We start from the raw sequence: 13,419 nt of genomic DNA, 5'->3' as shown, positions 1-13,419 counted from the left end.
AACTACTAGTCGACTGGTCTACTCAGGAGTCTTTATGTCAGCTGAAAAATTATTTACCCCACTGAAAGTGGGTGCCGTCACTGCGCCAAACCGCGTGTTTATGGCTCCGCTTACCCGTCTGCGCAGCATTGAGCCGGGCGACATCCCAACCCCACTGATGGGTGAATACTATCGTCAGCGCGCAAGCTCTGGCCTGATCATCACCGAAGCCACGCAGATCTCTGCTCAGGCGAAGGGTTACGCCGGTGCGCCGGGCCTTCACAGCCCGGAGCAAATCGCCGCATGGCAGAAAATCACCGCGGGCGTTCACGCTGAAGAAGGTCGCATTGCGGTCCAGCTGTGGCATACCGGTCGTATCTCTCACAGCAGCATTCAGCCTGGCGGCCAGGCACCGGTCTCCGCTTCCGCCCTGAGTGCAAATACCCGTACGTCCCTGCGTGATGAAAATGGCAATGCGATCCGCGTGGATACCTCTATGCCTCGCGCGCTCGAGCTGGATGAAATTCCGGGTATCGTGAACGACTTCCGCCAGGCCGTAGCCAACGCCCGTGAAGCCGGTTTTGACCTGATTGAGCTGCACTCCGCCCATGGCTACCTGCTGCACCAGTTCCTGTCACCGTCGTCCAACCATCGCACCGACCAGTACGGCGGCAGCGTCGAAAACCGCGCTCGCCTGGTGCTGGAAGTGGTTGATGCCGTATGCCAGGAGTGGAGCCCGGATCGTATCGGGATCCGCGTCTCCCCAATCGGTTCTTTCCAGAACGTCGACAACGGTCCGAACGAAGAAGCCGATGCCCTGTACCTGATCGAAGAGCTGGCTAAACGTGGCATCGCTTATCTGCACATGTCCGAGCCGGACTGGGCTGGCGGCAAGCCTTACACGGACGCTTTCCGTCAGAAAGTGCGCGAGCGTTTCCACGGGGTGATCATCGGTGCGGGGGCCTATACCCCGGAGAAAGCCGAAGACCTGATCGGCAAAGGGCTGATTGATGCCGTCGCGTTTGGCCGCGACTACATCGCCAACCCGGATCTGGTTGCCCGCCTGCAGAAAAAAGCGGCCCTGAACCCGCAGCGCCCGGAAAGCTTCTACGGCGGCGGCGCGGAAGGCTACACCGACTACCCTTCTCTGTAATCTCGCCGTTGTTCATTGATAGCGGCGATACTTCGCCGCTATACTAAAACATCGTTTCTGTTCAAAAAGACAGTCTATTCCATTGGTTAATGAGGAAATTATGCGCCTACTTCACACCATGCTGCGCGTTGGCGATCTGCAACGTTCCATTGATTTCTACACTAACGTACTGGGCATGACGCTGCTGCGCACCAGCGAAAACCCGGAATACAAATACTCGCTGGCGTTCGTGGGTTACGGCCCTGAAACGGATGAAGCGGTGATCGAACTGACCTACAACTGGGGCGTAGACAGCTATGAGCTGGGCACCGCCTACGGCCACATCGCGCTGGAAGTGGACAACGCGGCTGAAGCGTGTGAGCGCATTCGCAGCAACGGCGGTAACGTTACGCGCGAAGCGGGCCCGGTAAAAGGCGGCACCACCGTGATTGCGTTCGTGGAAGATCCGGACGGTTACAAAATCGAGCTGATTGAAGCCAAAGACGCGGGTCGCGGTCTGGGCAACTGATCCCTCAGGGCGCAACATGCGCCCGTAGTTTTACTGCATCACCCTCCAAAATTTGCCATAATGCGCTCTGCTTTTTCCCCTTGTAAGAGACCCTGATGTCCGATAACGCTCAATTTAGCGGTCTGTGCGACCGTTTTCGTGGTTTTTATCCCGTTGTTATAGACGTAGAAACAGCCGGATTTAACGCTAAAACCGATGCGCTGCTTGAAATTGCCGCCATCACGCTGAAGATGGATGAACAGGGCTGGCTTACACCGGACACCACGCTGCATTTCCACGTTGAACCTTTTGAAGGGGCAAACTTACAGCCGGAAGCGCTGGCGTTTAACGGTATCGATCCGCATAACCCGCTGCGTGGTGCAGTCAGTGAATATGATGCGCTGCACGCCATTTTTAAAATGGTGCGTAAAGGCATGAAAGAGAGTAACTGCAGCCGCGCCATCATGGTGGCCCATAACGCCACTTTCGATCACAGCTTTACCATGGCCGCCGCCGAGCGCGCCGCGCTTAAACGCAACCCCTTCCATCCTTTTGTGACCTTCGACACCGCCGCACTGAGCGGCCTGGCCCTGGGACAAACGGTGTTATCAAAGGCCTGTATCACCGCAGGAATTGAGTTTGACGGCACGCAGGCGCACTCCGCTTTATACGACACCGAGCGCACCGCAGAGCTGTTCTGTGAGATCGTCAACCGGTGGAAGCGTCTGGGCGGCTGGCCGCTGCCGATGGGTGATGAAGCCGATCGCCAATCGTAGGCCGGGTAAGCGCAGCGCCACCCGGCAAAAAAAAAGCGACCACACTAAGCGGGTCGCTTTTTTATTTGCGCAGAAAATTACTCTGCGTCCGGCTCTTCAGTTTTGTACTTCGCCGCCGTCTCTTTGATCAGCTGCTGCAGTTCGCCGCGCTGATACATTTCAATAAGGATATCGCAGCCGCCAACCAGTTCACCGTCAACCCACAGCTGCGGGAAAGTCGGCCAGTTAGCGTACTTAGGCAGCTCAGCGCGGATGTCCGGGTTCTGCAGGATATCAACGTAAGCAAAACGCTCACCACAGGCTGACAGCGCCTGAACCGCTTGTGCGGAGAAGCCGCAGCTTGGCAGCTTCGGAGAACCTTTCATATACAGCAGAATCGGGTTTTCAGCGATCTGGCGCTGGATTTTTTCAATAGTGGTGCTCATGTCTTGCTTCCTTTAACTTCTGTTACGGCATTCGTCTGACATTGTAGCGGGTCAGACTGGCATCGGAAAATAACATTTTTGTCACGTTTATACATTCTACCCCGAGTCACGGAAAGTTGCATTGCAAATGGTGTTTACCCCTGCGGCGGTCAGGGTTTTGCTTAGGGAGTGGGCAAATGTGCGACAGAACGATGAATTTTTTTGCACTTGCTAACGAAACAGGATTGTAGATTGAAAAATGCTATTAACTTTCTGGGTTTTTATAGATTAGAATCGACGGGCTTTGTAAATCACACGCGGGTATTATTGATGACCTGCATTTATCAGGGGACTGCCCAGTGGCGCGGATAAATAAAATCTCGATCACGCTCTGTGCTTTACTGTTTACTTCACTCACTTTCACGCCAGTGGCAGACGCCTCTCAGCAGGCGCGGCATTCTGCTGTACAAAAAAACCATCTGGTGAAAGCCACAGAACGTAAGAAAAAAACCACCGCTAAGAACGACAAGAAAAAAACACCGGCTCAGACGAAACAGACCGCTTCCAGCAAGACGAAAACAAAACCTTCCCGCACTGCCCACTCCGCTAAAAGTAAAGCTTCGCAAACCGCCGCTAACCTCGTTACTGAAAAATGCATCACGCGTAAAGGCCACAAGGCGAAATGCACGAAGGTCACGAAAATAGCGGAAGTGCATAAAGTGCGTGTACAGAAAGCGCAAAAAACCGCGATGAACAAGCTGATGGGGCAGATTGGCAAACCTTATCACTGGGGGGGCAGCTCGCCGCGAACCGGGTTTGACTGCAGCGGCCTCGTCTATTACGCCTATAAAGATCTGGTCAAATTCCGCATTCCTCGCACCGCCAATGAGATGTACCACCTGCGCGATGCCTCACCGGTTGACCGCGGTGAGCTTGAAAACGGCGATCTGGTATTCTTCCGCACTCAGGGTCGCGGCACGGCTGACCACGTCGGCGTCTATGTCGGCAACGGGAAATTCATCCAGTCACCGCGTAGCGGCCAGGATATTCAGATCACCTCTCTCAGCGAAGACTACTGGGTACGCCACTACGTCGGCGCGCGTCGCGTGATGACGCCGAAAACCATTCGCTAACCCCTGCCCTGCCACATCCGTGGCGGGGTAAGTTCCTCTTTTGCATACCCTTTCAATTTGCTATCCTGTCCATGTTGTCTGTGTGGTTATTGGCAACGCAAAATACAATAAGGAGAGAAGCAATGTCGTTCGAATTACCTGCACTACCGTATGCAAAAGACGCCCTGGCACCGCACATTTCTGCGGAAACCCTGGAATATCATTACGGCAAGCATCACCAGACGTACGTCACCAACCTGAACAACCTGATCAAGGGCACCGATTTCGAAGGCAAAACGCTGGAAGAGATCGTCCGCAGCTCTGAGGGTGGCGTCTTTAACAACGCCGCTCAGGTGTGGAACCACACCTTCTACTGGCACTGCCTGGCACCGAATGCCGGCGGTGAACCTGCCGGTGAACTGGCTACCGCTATCAACGCCGCATTTGGCAGCTTCGCAGATTTCAAAGCGAAATTTACCGATGCCGCCATCAAGAACTTCGGTTCTGGCTGGACGTGGCTGGTGAAAGAGGCGGATGGCAAACTGGCTATCGTGTCCACTTCTAACGCGGGCACCCCGCTGACCACCAGCGCTAAGCCGCTGATGACCGTGGACGTGTGGGAACACGCTTACTACATTGATTACCGCAACGCGCGCCCGAACTACCTGGAGCACTTCTGGGCACTGGTTAACTGGGACTTTGTCGCGAAGAACTTCGCCGCGTAAGAGACACGCAGAAGGGTTCGCCCTTCTGCGTTTTTGGTTTATTCCGCAGCGCAGGCTGCTTCAGGCTGTTTACGACCCGACATCATCACCAGCAGCAGGCCGAGCGCGGCAATAATCGCCCCCATCACCGGCACAAAGCTGTATCCCAGACCACCGGAAATCACGGCCCCACCGGCCGCGGCGCCCAGGGCATTACCCAGGTTAAACGCACCGATATTCACGGAAGATGAAAGTCCCGGCGCTTCATGCGCGACGCGCATCACGCGCATCTGCAATGGCGGCACCACGGCAAAGGTCGCGGCACCCCAGACGACCATCGCAATCGCGGCCCCGAACTCATTACGCGCCAGCCACGGAATGGCAACCATGATGACAATCAGCAGGGTTAAGAAGCCCTTCAGCGTCCCGCTCACGGAACGGTCGGCAAATTTCCCGCCGAGATAGTTGCCAATCGAGAAGCCCACGCCAATCAGCACCAGCATCGCGGTCACAAAGAGAGGCGTTGCGTGGGTGATGTCATGCAATACCGGTGAAATGTAGGTGTAGAGAGTAAACATCGCCCCTGCCCCGAGAACGGTGGTAAGCAGCGCGGAAAGCACCTGCGGGCGCATCAGCACCGCCAGCTCTTTACGCACTTCCGGACGTTCTCCGGCGCTGCCTTTCGGCAGAGAGAAGAACAGCGCTACCATCGCAATCACGCCCAGCCCGGCGGTCGCCAGGAAGGACATACGCCACCCGATCGCTTCTCCCAGCCAGGTTGCCGCAGGGACCCCGCCGATGTTGGCAATCGTTAGCCCCATAAACATGGTTGCCACGGCGCTCGCCTGCTTATGTTTTGGCACCACGCTGGCAGCCACGACCGACCCCAGCCCAAAGAACGCGCCGTGGTTAAGGCTGGTCAGAATACGGGACAGCATCAATGTGGTGTAGTCCGGCGCAATGGCCGAAAGCACGTTGCCCAGGGTGAAGATCGCCATCAGGAAAATCAGCGCACTGCGTCGCGCGCGGTGCGAAAGCAGAAGCGTCATCAGCGGCGCCCCGACCATCACGCCGATAGCATAGGCGCTAATTAACATCCCTGCCGCAGGGATAGAGACATCTACGCCCCGGGCTATAACAGGCAGTAACCCCATCGGGGAGAATTCAGTGGTGCCAATCCCAAAAGCGCCAATCGCCAGGGCCAGCAGGGGAAAATTGATTTTCATGCGTCAACTCCGGATGCCGTGTCATGTGGTGACACAGAACAAAGAAGTGGAAAGCATGACATCAATCACAAAAAATGAGAAGTTAACAAAATGGCAAAAGATTTTTGCCAGAGAAGTAACAATCCGGGGGAGTCGGGGGGGAGAAGGCTCTCCCTCCGCGTAAATCAGTGCAGCGCAGCCGTCAGACCGGCCGCGACAATCAGAGCCAGCACAACAATGGTGGTGAACAACGAAAACTTCAGATCGGTACTCATCAATTTTTCTCCTTTTAATCCCCCCACGAAAAGTGAGCTTGCTCATTTTTGCACAGATTACATCAAAAATCTTCCTGGATTTATACTGATAACCACTTTACCTCTTCCCCTTTTCATCAAGATAGGACAAAATTCCACGCTAAATTTATTAGCGTACCGGCCATTGACCCCCTCCTGACGTCCCGTGTCGTTTTCCCGGCGTGCCGCAATTCAAGATTGCGAGATAAGGGTGAGAGAAGGCAAACGTTTACCTTCAGGTTTTTCAGGAGCTTAGGATATGGTCTGGAGTGACATTTAATGGCAACAATTAAAGACGTAGCAAAACGCGCAAACGTTTCCACTACAACCGTATCACATGTAATTAACAAAACCCGCTTTGTGGCGGAAGAGACGCGCAATGCCGTCTGGGCAGCAATCAAAGAGCTGCACTATTCGCCAAGTGCGGTTGCGCGTAGCCTCAAGGTTAATCACACCAAGTCCATTGGATTGCTGGCGACCAGCAGTGAAGCGGCCTATTTTGCCGAGATCATTGAAGCGGTTGAGAAAAACTGCTTCCAGAAAGGCTATACCCTGATTCTGGGCAACGCGTGGAACAGCATTGAAAAACAGCGCGCCTACCTGTCAATGATGGCGCAAAAGCGCGTTGATGGCCTGCTGGTAATGTGTTCCGAGTATCCGGAGTCCGTGCTGTCCATGCTGGAAGAGTATCGCCATATTCCGATGGTAGTGATGGACTGGGGCGAAGCACGCGCTGACTTCACCGATTCAGTTATCGACAACGCCTTTGAAGGCGGCTATATGGCCGGTCGTTATCTGATCGAACGCGGTCACCGAGAGATTGGCGTGATCCCCGGTCCGCTGGAGCGCAACACCGGCGCGGGCCGTCTGGCTGGTTTTATGAAAGCGATGGAAGAAGCGCTGATCAACGTGCCGGAAAACTGGATTGTGCAGGGCGACTTTGAGCCGGAGTCGGGATACCGCGCGATGCAGCAGATTGTCTCCCAGCCGCACCGTCCAACCGCCGTGTTCTGCGGAGGTGACATCATGGCAATGGGCGCGCTCTGCGCCGCCGACGAGCTGGGCCTGCGCGTCCCGCAGGATATTTCCGTGATCGGGTATGACAACGTGCGTAACGCGCGTTTCTTCACGCCAGCATTGACCACCATTCACCAGCCGAAAGATTCGCTGGGCGAAACGGCCTTCAATATGCTGATGGACAGGATCGTCAACAAGCGTGAAGAGTCGCAGTCCATTGAAGTTCACCCGCGTCTTATCGAACGCCGTTCCGTTGCGGATGGTCCGTTCCGCGACTACCGTCGTTAATCGCTTTACGGGGGCCAGCTATGCTGGCCCCCGTAACCATTCCCGGTTCAGCGTTTCGCTGTCTCCCAGATAATCCAGCAGCCAGGCCATCGCAGGCGAGACATCATTTTGCTGCCAGGTGAGGCAGCAGGCCGCATCCGGGAACGGATTATCCAGCGTCAGTTCAACCCATTCTCCGGTATCGATGCGCGGACGCGCAAAATGAACGGGCACCATCGCGACGCACAGCCCGGCACTGAGGCACGTTGCCGACGATTCCCAGTCAGGGGCCACCACCCGCCGCTGGTTGTCCAGAAGCCAGGTGATACGCTTGGGCAATGAACGGGACGTATCCTCCAGCACCAGCGACGGCCAGTTGCGCAGCGTGTCATCGCTCAGCGGCCCTTCCATCGCCGCCAGCGGATGATCGCTTGCCACCACGCACTTCCAGCTCAGCATTCCCATATCGCGAAAGGCGTAACGTCCCCCGACCGGGATCGCCTGCGTGGCCCCGATCGCCATCTCTGCCCTGCCGTCCGCCAGCGCATCCCAGACGCCGTTGAACACCTCCTGCGAAACCCGCAGTTCGACGTCAGAGAAATGACGATAGAAGTCGACGATCATCTGCCGGGTGCGTTCCGGCTTAACGATGTTATCCACCGCGATGGAAAGATGTCCCCGCCAGCCGTTAGCGATCTGCTGACACTGTTCGCGGGTGATCTGCATTTTTTTGATAACAGAACGCCCTTCCTTCAAAAACCACGCGCCTGCGGGCGTTAATTCCACATCACGATGCCGCCGTTCAAACAGCGGAACCGCCAGCCACTCCTCCAGCTGACGCACCGTGTAGCTGATTGCCGAAGGGACGCGGTGCAGCTCCTGCGCTGCACCACTAAAGCTGCCGTTACGCGCGACAGCATCGACCACTTCAAGAGAATAATCTGACCACATTTTCTGCCTGCAAAAAATTTGAATGCACCCGCCAAATATTAGCGTTTCACAAGCGGCTTTGCACTCCCTACACTCAGCGCCAATGTATACCTGCCTCCTCAGGAGAATAAAATAATGCAACCCAGGAACGGTTTTTTAGTCTGGCTCGGCGGCTTAAGCGTGCTGGGCTTTTTGGCCACCGATATGTACCTGCCGGCGTTTGCCGCCATGCAGGAAGATCTGCAAACCCCCGCTGCCGCTATCAGCGCCAGCCTGAGTTTGTTCCTCGCCGGTTTTGCTTTCGCACAGCTGCTCTGGGGACCGCTCTCGGATCGCTTTGGTCGTAAACCGGTACTGCTGCTGGGCCTGGCCATTTTTGCCGTGGGCTGCCTGGGGATGTTATGGGTACGTGATGCCACCTGGCTGCTGGTGCTGCGTTTTATTCAGGCCGTGGGCGTCTGTGCCGCGGCCGTGACCTGGCAGGCGCTGGTCACCGACTATTACCCGGCTAACCGCACTAACCGTATTTTCGCCACCATTATGCCGCTGGTAGGTCTCTCACCAGCCCTCGCCCCTCTGCTGGGCAGCTGGATCCTCGCGCATTTCGACTGGCAGGCCATCTTCGCCACGCTGTTTGCCATTACCCTGGTACTGATGCTGCCGGCGTTCGCCCTCAAGCCCGCGCATAAAAAAGAAGCCCATGCTGACGCGAAGCCGATTACCTTCACTTCCCTGCTCAGCACCACAGCGTATCGCGGTAATGTCCTGATCTATGCCGCCTGCTCGGCAAGCTTCTTCGCGTGGCTCACCGGCTCGCCGTTCATTCTGCATGATATGGGCTACAGCCCGGCAGCCATCGGCCTGAGCTATGTTCCGCAGACCATTGCGTTCCTGGTGGGCGGGTACGGCTGTCGCGCGGCGCTGCAAAAGTGGGAAGGTCAGCAGATGCTGCCATGGCTGCTGGTGCTGTATGCGCTGAGCGTCATTGGGACCTGGGCCGTTGGCTTTATTCCGGGTGCCGGTCTGGCCGAAATTTTGATCCCATTCTGCGTGATGGCCGTCGCGAACGGGGCGATTTACCCGATTGTTGTGGCCCAGGCGCTGCGCCCCTTCCCGCAGGCGACGGGCCGCGCCGCCGCGCTGCAGAACACCCTGCAGCTGGGGCTGTGCTTCCTGGCAAGTCTGGTGGTCTCTGCGCTGATTGCTACGCCGCTCCTGACCACCACCAGCGTGATGCTGGTGACCGTTGCGCTGGCGGTGATGGGCTATCGCATGCAGGCCTCCGCGCAGCGTGAGCAGGCTAACCGCGCTCAGGCTGAAACGTCACATGCATAATCGCGCCGGAAATCATGTTAATTTTCAGTGATTAGGTTGCTAAGAATTTTCTATTGAATCACCAAATTTTGAGGCCTATACTAAATTTGGTTCGATTAAATACGATAAATATTAAGTGTTAACGGGAGCCGGAGCGCTCCCGTTTTACCATGGAAGGCATTTCGGCAAGGGTTATCTCCCTTCCTCTGTTCTACGTCGGATATTAGCCTCGCGGTATTTACCGTGAGATTTCTCACAAACCAAAAAAAGCGTCTACGCTGTTTTAAGGTTCTGATCACAGTAGGGTGATGGAGAAGCTATGAGTTCATCGTGTATAGAAGAAGTCAGCGTTCCGGACGATAACTGGTCCCGGATCGTCAGTGAACTGTTAGGTCGAGCAGGCATCACTATCAATGGATCATCACCATCCGATCCTCAGGTTAAACATCCCGACTTTTTTAAACGCGTGCTGCGGGAGGGATCGTTAGGCCTGGGAGAAAGCTATATGGACGGCTGGTGGGAGTGCGAACGTCTGGATACCTTTTTCGCCAGCGTGCTGCGTGCCGGTCTTGAAAATCAACTCCCTCGCAATCTGAAAGACACCCTGCGTGTCGCCTCTGCCCGACTGTTCAATCTGCAAAGTAAAAAACGCGCGTGGATCGTTGGCAAAGAACACTACGATCTTGGCAATGACCTGTTCAGCCGTATGCTGGACCCTTTCATGCAATACTCCTGCGCCTACTGGAAAGAGGCCTCGACGCTTGAAGAGGCTCAGCAGGCTAAGCTGCGTCTGATTAGCGAGAAGCTGCAGCTGCAGCCCGGTATGCGCGTGCTGGATATCGGCTGTGGCTGGGGCGGGCTGGCGTATTTTATGGCGAAGCACTACGGCGTCAGCGTCGTCGGCGTGACAATTTCAGCGGAACAGCAAAAAATGGCGCGGGAGCGCTGCCAGGGCCTTGATGTCGATATCCGGCTGCAGGATTACCGTGACCTGAACGAACAGTTTGACCGGATCGTTTCCGTCGGCATGTTCGAGCACGTCGGGCCGAAAAACTACGCTACCTATTTTGAGGTGGTGGATCGTAATCTGAAACCGGACGGCATCTTCCTGCTGCACACCATCGGCTCTAAGCGGACCGACAATAACGTCGATCCGTGGATCAACAAATACATCTTTCCGAATGGCTGTTTACCGTCCGTCCGCCAGATTGCCAACGCCAGTGAACCCCATTTCGTGATGGAAGACTGGCATAACTTTGGCGCGGATTACGACACCACGTTGATGGCATGGCATGCGCGTTTCCAGGAGACCTGGCCTGAGATTGCGGACAACTATTCTGAACGATTCAGGCGGATGTTTAGCTATTATCTGAATGCCTGCGCGGGAGCGTTTCGCGCACGGGATATTCAGCTCTGGCAGGTGGTCTTCAGCCGTGGGATTGAACACGGACTCCGTGTCGCACGCTAAAAAATAACCCCGGAAGCCCGGGGTTATTTTTTATTCTTCTTCTGCGGCGGTCTTTATTATTGCGGCTTCTTTTGCGGCCAGCACGCGCTCAACCGTATCCACCACCGCCTGGGTTTGCGGATCGATTTCGATATTCACGCGATGCCCCAGTTTTTTCGCACCCAGCGTGGTGCGCTGCAGCGTTTCGGGAATTAAATGCACGCAAAAACGCGTTGGCGTTACTTCCCCCACCGTCAGGCTAATCCCATCAATGCCAATAAATCCTTTATAGAGGATGTATTTCATTAATGAGGGATCCTGCATTTTAAACCAGATTTGACGGTTATTTTCCGAGGTCACGATTTTTGCCACTTCAGCGGTGGTCATAATGTGCCCGGACATCAGGTGGCCGCCAATCTCATCGCTGAACTTGGCCGCCCGCTCAACGTTGACGGTATCTCCCACCGCCAGCTCGCCCAGGTTGGTGATGCGCAGCGTCTCTTTCATTAAATCAAAGCTAATCTGGTTGCCGTTAATCTCGGTAACGGTCAGGCAGCAGCCGTTATGGGCAATTGACGCACCGGTTTCAATGCCCTCAAGCATATATTCCGGCAGCTCAACTACGTGAGTACGGAAATTAGGTTTTTCATCAATGGACACCACTTTGGCGGTGCCCTGCACAATGCCAGTAAACATGCTTACAACTCCTGTTTTTTCCGGACGGTGGTGACACCGTTTAATCCCACCACAATAACAGTTGGAAAAAGAGGTTGCCAGCAGAGCGCATTTTCTGGCGATTTTTTCACTAGATAAATAGCTAAAGCCCGCTACAATAGCTGGCACCCCCCTGCATTTTCTTCTTGCTGCCCGTTTCGGCGGCTTTTTTACTCGCTCAAATAACTACAAAATAAAGGTGTTCACGTGCAGAAGTACATGAATGAAGCGCGCCAGCTATTGGCACTGGCTATACCAGTGATCGTCGCGCAAGTGGCCCAGACCGCAATGGGATTTGTGGATACGGTAATGGCAGGTGGCTATAGCGCCACCGATATGGCGGCCGTAGCTATCGGCACGTCAATCTGGCTTCCGGCCATCCTGTTCGGCCACGGTCTGCTGCTCGCGCTCACGCCTGTTATCGCTCAGCTCAATGGCTCGGGTCGTCGCGAGCGCATTGCCCATCAGGTCCGTCAGGGTTTCTGGCTGGCAGGGTTTGTCTCCCTGCTGATCATGGTCGTGCTCTGGAATGCGGGTCATATTATTCGCGCTATGCATAACATTGACCCGGCACTGGCTGATAAAGCCGTGGGCTATCTGCGCGCCCTGCTCTGGGGTGCCCCTGGCTACCTCTTTTTCCAGGTGGCGCGTAACCAGTGCGAAGGCCTGGCGAAAACCAAGCCCGGGATGGTGATGGGCTTTATCGGTTTGCTGGTCAACATTCCGGTGAACTATGTCTTTATTTACGGTCATTTCGGGATGCCCGAACTGGGGGGCGTCGGCTGCGGCGTGGCGACGGCAGCCGTTTACTGGGTGATGTTCTTCTCGATGATCGTCTTTGTAAAACGCGCCCGTTCCATGCGCGATATTCGCAACGAGAACAGATTTAGCACGCCGGACTGGAGCATCATGACGCGTCTGGTGCAGTTAGGGTTGCCGATTGCCCTGGCGCTGTTCTTTGAGGTGACCCTGTTTGCCGTGGTCGCCCTGCTGGTCTCCCCGCTGGGCATTGTGAACGTGGCCGGGCACCAGATTGCGCTGAACTTCAGCTCTCTGATGTTCGTCCTGCCGATGTCGCTGGCCGCGGCGGTAACAATTCGCGTGGGCTTCCGCCTGGGACAGGGCTCAACCCTGGATGCGCAAACGGCCGCCCGGACGGGGTTAGGCGTGGGTGTTTGTATGGCTGCCTGTACGGCACTTTTTACCGTTGCGTTACGCGAGCAGATTGCCCTGCTCTATAACGACAACCCGGAAGTGGTCGCGCTGGCCTCGCACCTGATGCTGCTGGCCGCAATTTACCAGATTTCTGACTCCATCCAGGTGATTGGCAGCGGCGTGCTGCGCGGATACAAAGACACGCGTTCGATCTTCTTTATCACCTTCATCGCCTACTGGGTGCTAGGCCTGCCGTGTGGCTATATTCTGGCTCTGACTGATTTAGTGGTTGAGCGCATGGGCCCGGCAGGGTTCTGGATGGGCTTTATCATCGGCCTGACGTCGGCAGCGATTATGATGATGATGCGAATGCGCTTCCTGCAACGCCAGCCGTCAACGGTCATTTTGCAGCGCGCGGCACGTTAACGACGCAGTAGCCGCCACCCGGCGGCTACTTTCTCT

The 13,419-nt window shown here is 55.6% G+C and carries 14 protein-coding genes; 9 read left to right on the top strand and 5 right to left on the bottom strand.

Annotated features, from left to right (window positions below; all coding sequences use genetic code 11):
* Nucleotides 1–34: 34 nt before the first annotated feature.
* The 3 genes from L370_RS05790 (at nucleotide 35) to rnt (ending at nucleotide 2,395) form a co-directional block, all read left to right on the top strand.
* A complete protein-coding gene (locus L370_RS05790) occupies nucleotides 35–1,132 on the top strand; it encodes an alkene reductase (protein ID WP_023311356.1) in 1,098 nt (365 codons plus the stop codon).
* A 100-nt stretch (nucleotides 1,133–1,232) separates the two neighbouring features.
* Complete coding sequence (gloA, locus tag L370_RS05795; protein WP_023335436.1) at nucleotides 1,233–1,640, top strand: lactoylglutathione lyase; 408 nt, start codon at nucleotides 1,233–1,235, stop codon at nucleotides 1,638–1,640.
* Nucleotides 1,641–1,735: 95 nt separating this feature from the next.
* Entirely contained in the window at nucleotides 1,736–2,395 is a 660-nt protein-coding gene (gene rnt, locus L370_RS05800; RefSeq protein WP_023335435.1) for a ribonuclease T, read from the top strand.
* A 77-nt stretch (nucleotides 2,396–2,472) separates the two neighbouring features.
* On the opposite strand, the gene grxD is transcribed toward rnt, so the two are convergent.
* A complete protein-coding gene (gene grxD, locus L370_RS05805; protein WP_003832760.1) occupies nucleotides 2,473–2,820 on the bottom strand; it encodes a monothiol glutaredoxin 4 in 348 nt (115 codons plus the stop codon).
* Between the two features lie 338 nt (nucleotides 2,821–3,158).
* Here grxD and L370_RS05810 point away from each other — a divergent pair, with 338 nt between their 5' ends.
* Together L370_RS05810 and sodB are read left to right on the top strand one after the other, a co-directional pair.
* Complete coding sequence (locus L370_RS05810) at nucleotides 3,159–3,932, top strand: C40 family peptidase (protein ID WP_023335434.1); 774 nt, start codon at nucleotides 3,159–3,161, stop codon at nucleotides 3,930–3,932.
* A gap of 122 nt (nucleotides 3,933–4,054) precedes the next feature.
* Nucleotides 4,055–4,636, top strand: a complete 582-nt coding sequence (gene sodB / locus L370_RS05815) for a superoxide dismutase [Fe] (protein WP_023311353.1) — start codon at nucleotides 4,055–4,057, stop codon at nucleotides 4,634–4,636.
* 38 nt (nucleotides 4,637–4,674) lie between these two features.
* Here the strand turns inward: sodB and L370_RS05820 are convergent, their stop codons facing one another.
* Nucleotides 4,675–5,841, bottom strand: coding sequence for an MFS transporter (locus tag L370_RS05820; protein ID WP_023335433.1), 1,167 nt, complete (start codon nucleotides 5,839–5,841; stop codon nucleotides 4,675–4,677).
* Nucleotides 5,842–6,005: 164 nt separating this feature from the next.
* Nucleotides 6,006–6,095, bottom strand: coding sequence for a cytochrome bd-I oxidase subunit CydH (locus L370_RS23475; protein WP_023335432.1), 90 nt, complete (start codon nucleotides 6,093–6,095; stop codon nucleotides 6,006–6,008).
* A gap of 297 nt (nucleotides 6,096–6,392) precedes the next feature.
* Here L370_RS23475 and purR point away from each other — a divergent pair, with 297 nt between their 5' ends.
* Complete coding sequence (gene purR / locus L370_RS05830; RefSeq protein ID WP_023335431.1) at nucleotides 6,393–7,418, top strand: HTH-type transcriptional repressor PurR; 1,026 nt, start codon at nucleotides 6,393–6,395, stop codon at nucleotides 7,416–7,418.
* Nucleotides 7,419–7,436: 18 nt separating this feature from the next.
* Here the strand turns inward: purR and punR are convergent, their stop codons facing one another.
* Complete coding sequence (gene punR, locus L370_RS05835) at nucleotides 7,437–8,348, bottom strand: DNA-binding transcriptional activator PunR (protein ID WP_023335430.1); 912 nt, start codon at nucleotides 8,346–8,348, stop codon at nucleotides 7,437–7,439.
* 114 nt (nucleotides 8,349–8,462) lie between these two features.
* On the opposite strand from punR, the gene punC reads away from it, so the two are divergent.
* A complete protein-coding gene (punC, locus tag L370_RS05840) occupies nucleotides 8,463–9,662 on the top strand; it encodes a purine nucleoside transporter PunC (RefSeq protein WP_023335429.1) in 1,200 nt (399 codons plus the stop codon).
* 298 nt (nucleotides 9,663–9,960) lie between these two features.
* On the top strand, nucleotides 9,961–11,109 hold the full coding sequence (gene cfa, locus L370_RS05845) for a cyclopropane fatty acyl phospholipid synthase (RefSeq protein WP_023335428.1): 1,149 nt from the start codon (nucleotides 9,961–9,963) through the stop codon (nucleotides 11,107–11,109).
* 30 nt (nucleotides 11,110–11,139) lie between these two features.
* Here cfa and L370_RS05850 read toward each other — a convergent pair whose 3' ends face one another.
* Nucleotides 11,140–11,784, bottom strand: a complete 645-nt coding sequence (locus L370_RS05850) for a riboflavin synthase (RefSeq protein WP_023311347.1) — start codon at nucleotides 11,782–11,784, stop codon at nucleotides 11,140–11,142.
* Nucleotides 11,785–12,009: 225 nt separating this feature from the next.
* Between L370_RS05850 and mdtK the strand changes: the two genes are divergently transcribed.
* Complete coding sequence (mdtK, locus tag L370_RS05855; protein WP_032666598.1) at nucleotides 12,010–13,383, top strand: MdtK family multidrug efflux MATE transporter; 1,374 nt, start codon at nucleotides 12,010–12,012, stop codon at nucleotides 13,381–13,383.
* The last annotated feature ends 36 nt before the right edge of the window (nucleotides 13,384–13,419 follow it).

The sequence above is a fragment of the Enterobacter sp. MGH 24 genome, from assembly GCF_000493015.1.
In the GTDB taxonomy this organism is placed as follows: Bacteria; Pseudomonadota; Gammaproteobacteria; order Enterobacterales; family Enterobacteriaceae; genus Enterobacter.
Note: the sequence above shows the minus strand (reverse complement) of the source record. Positions and strands in the feature narration are given on the sequence as shown.

Coding starts and splice junctions, on each gene's coding strand:
- L370_RS05790 (WP_023311356.1), top strand. CDS start 35: ATGTCAGCTGAAAAATTATTTACCCCACTGAAAGTGGGTGCCGTCACT.
- gloA (WP_023335436.1), top strand. CDS start 1,233: ATGCGCCTACTTCACACCATGCTGCGCGTTGGCGATCTGCAACGTTCC.
- rnt (WP_023335435.1), top strand. CDS start 1,736: ATGTCCGATAACGCTCAATTTAGCGGTCTGTGCGACCGTTTTCGTGGT.
- grxD (WP_003832760.1), bottom strand. CDS start 2,820: ATGAGCACCACTATTGAAAAAATCCAGCGCCAGATCGCTGAAAACCCG.
- sodB (WP_023311353.1), top strand. CDS start 4,055: ATGTCGTTCGAATTACCTGCACTACCGTATGCAAAAGACGCCCTGGCA.
- L370_RS05820 (WP_023335433.1), bottom strand. CDS start 5,841: ATGAAAATCAATTTTCCCCTGCTGGCCCTGGCGATTGGCGCTTTTGGG.
- L370_RS23475 (WP_023335432.1), bottom strand. CDS start 6,095: ATGAGTACCGATCTGAAGTTTTCGTTGTTCACCACCATTGTTGTGCTG.
- purR (WP_023335431.1), top strand. CDS start 6,393: ATGGCAACAATTAAAGACGTAGCAAAACGCGCAAACGTTTCCACTACA.
- punR (WP_023335430.1), bottom strand. CDS start 8,348: ATGTGGTCAGATTATTCTCTTGAAGTGGTCGATGCTGTCGCGCGTAAC.
- punC (WP_023335429.1), top strand. CDS start 8,463: ATGCAACCCAGGAACGGTTTTTTAGTCTGGCTCGGCGGCTTAAGCGTG.
- cfa (WP_023335428.1), top strand. CDS start 9,961: ATGAGTTCATCGTGTATAGAAGAAGTCAGCGTTCCGGACGATAACTGG.
- L370_RS05850 (WP_023311347.1), bottom strand. CDS start 11,784: ATGTTTACTGGCATTGTGCAGGGCACCGCCAAAGTGGTGTCCATTGAT.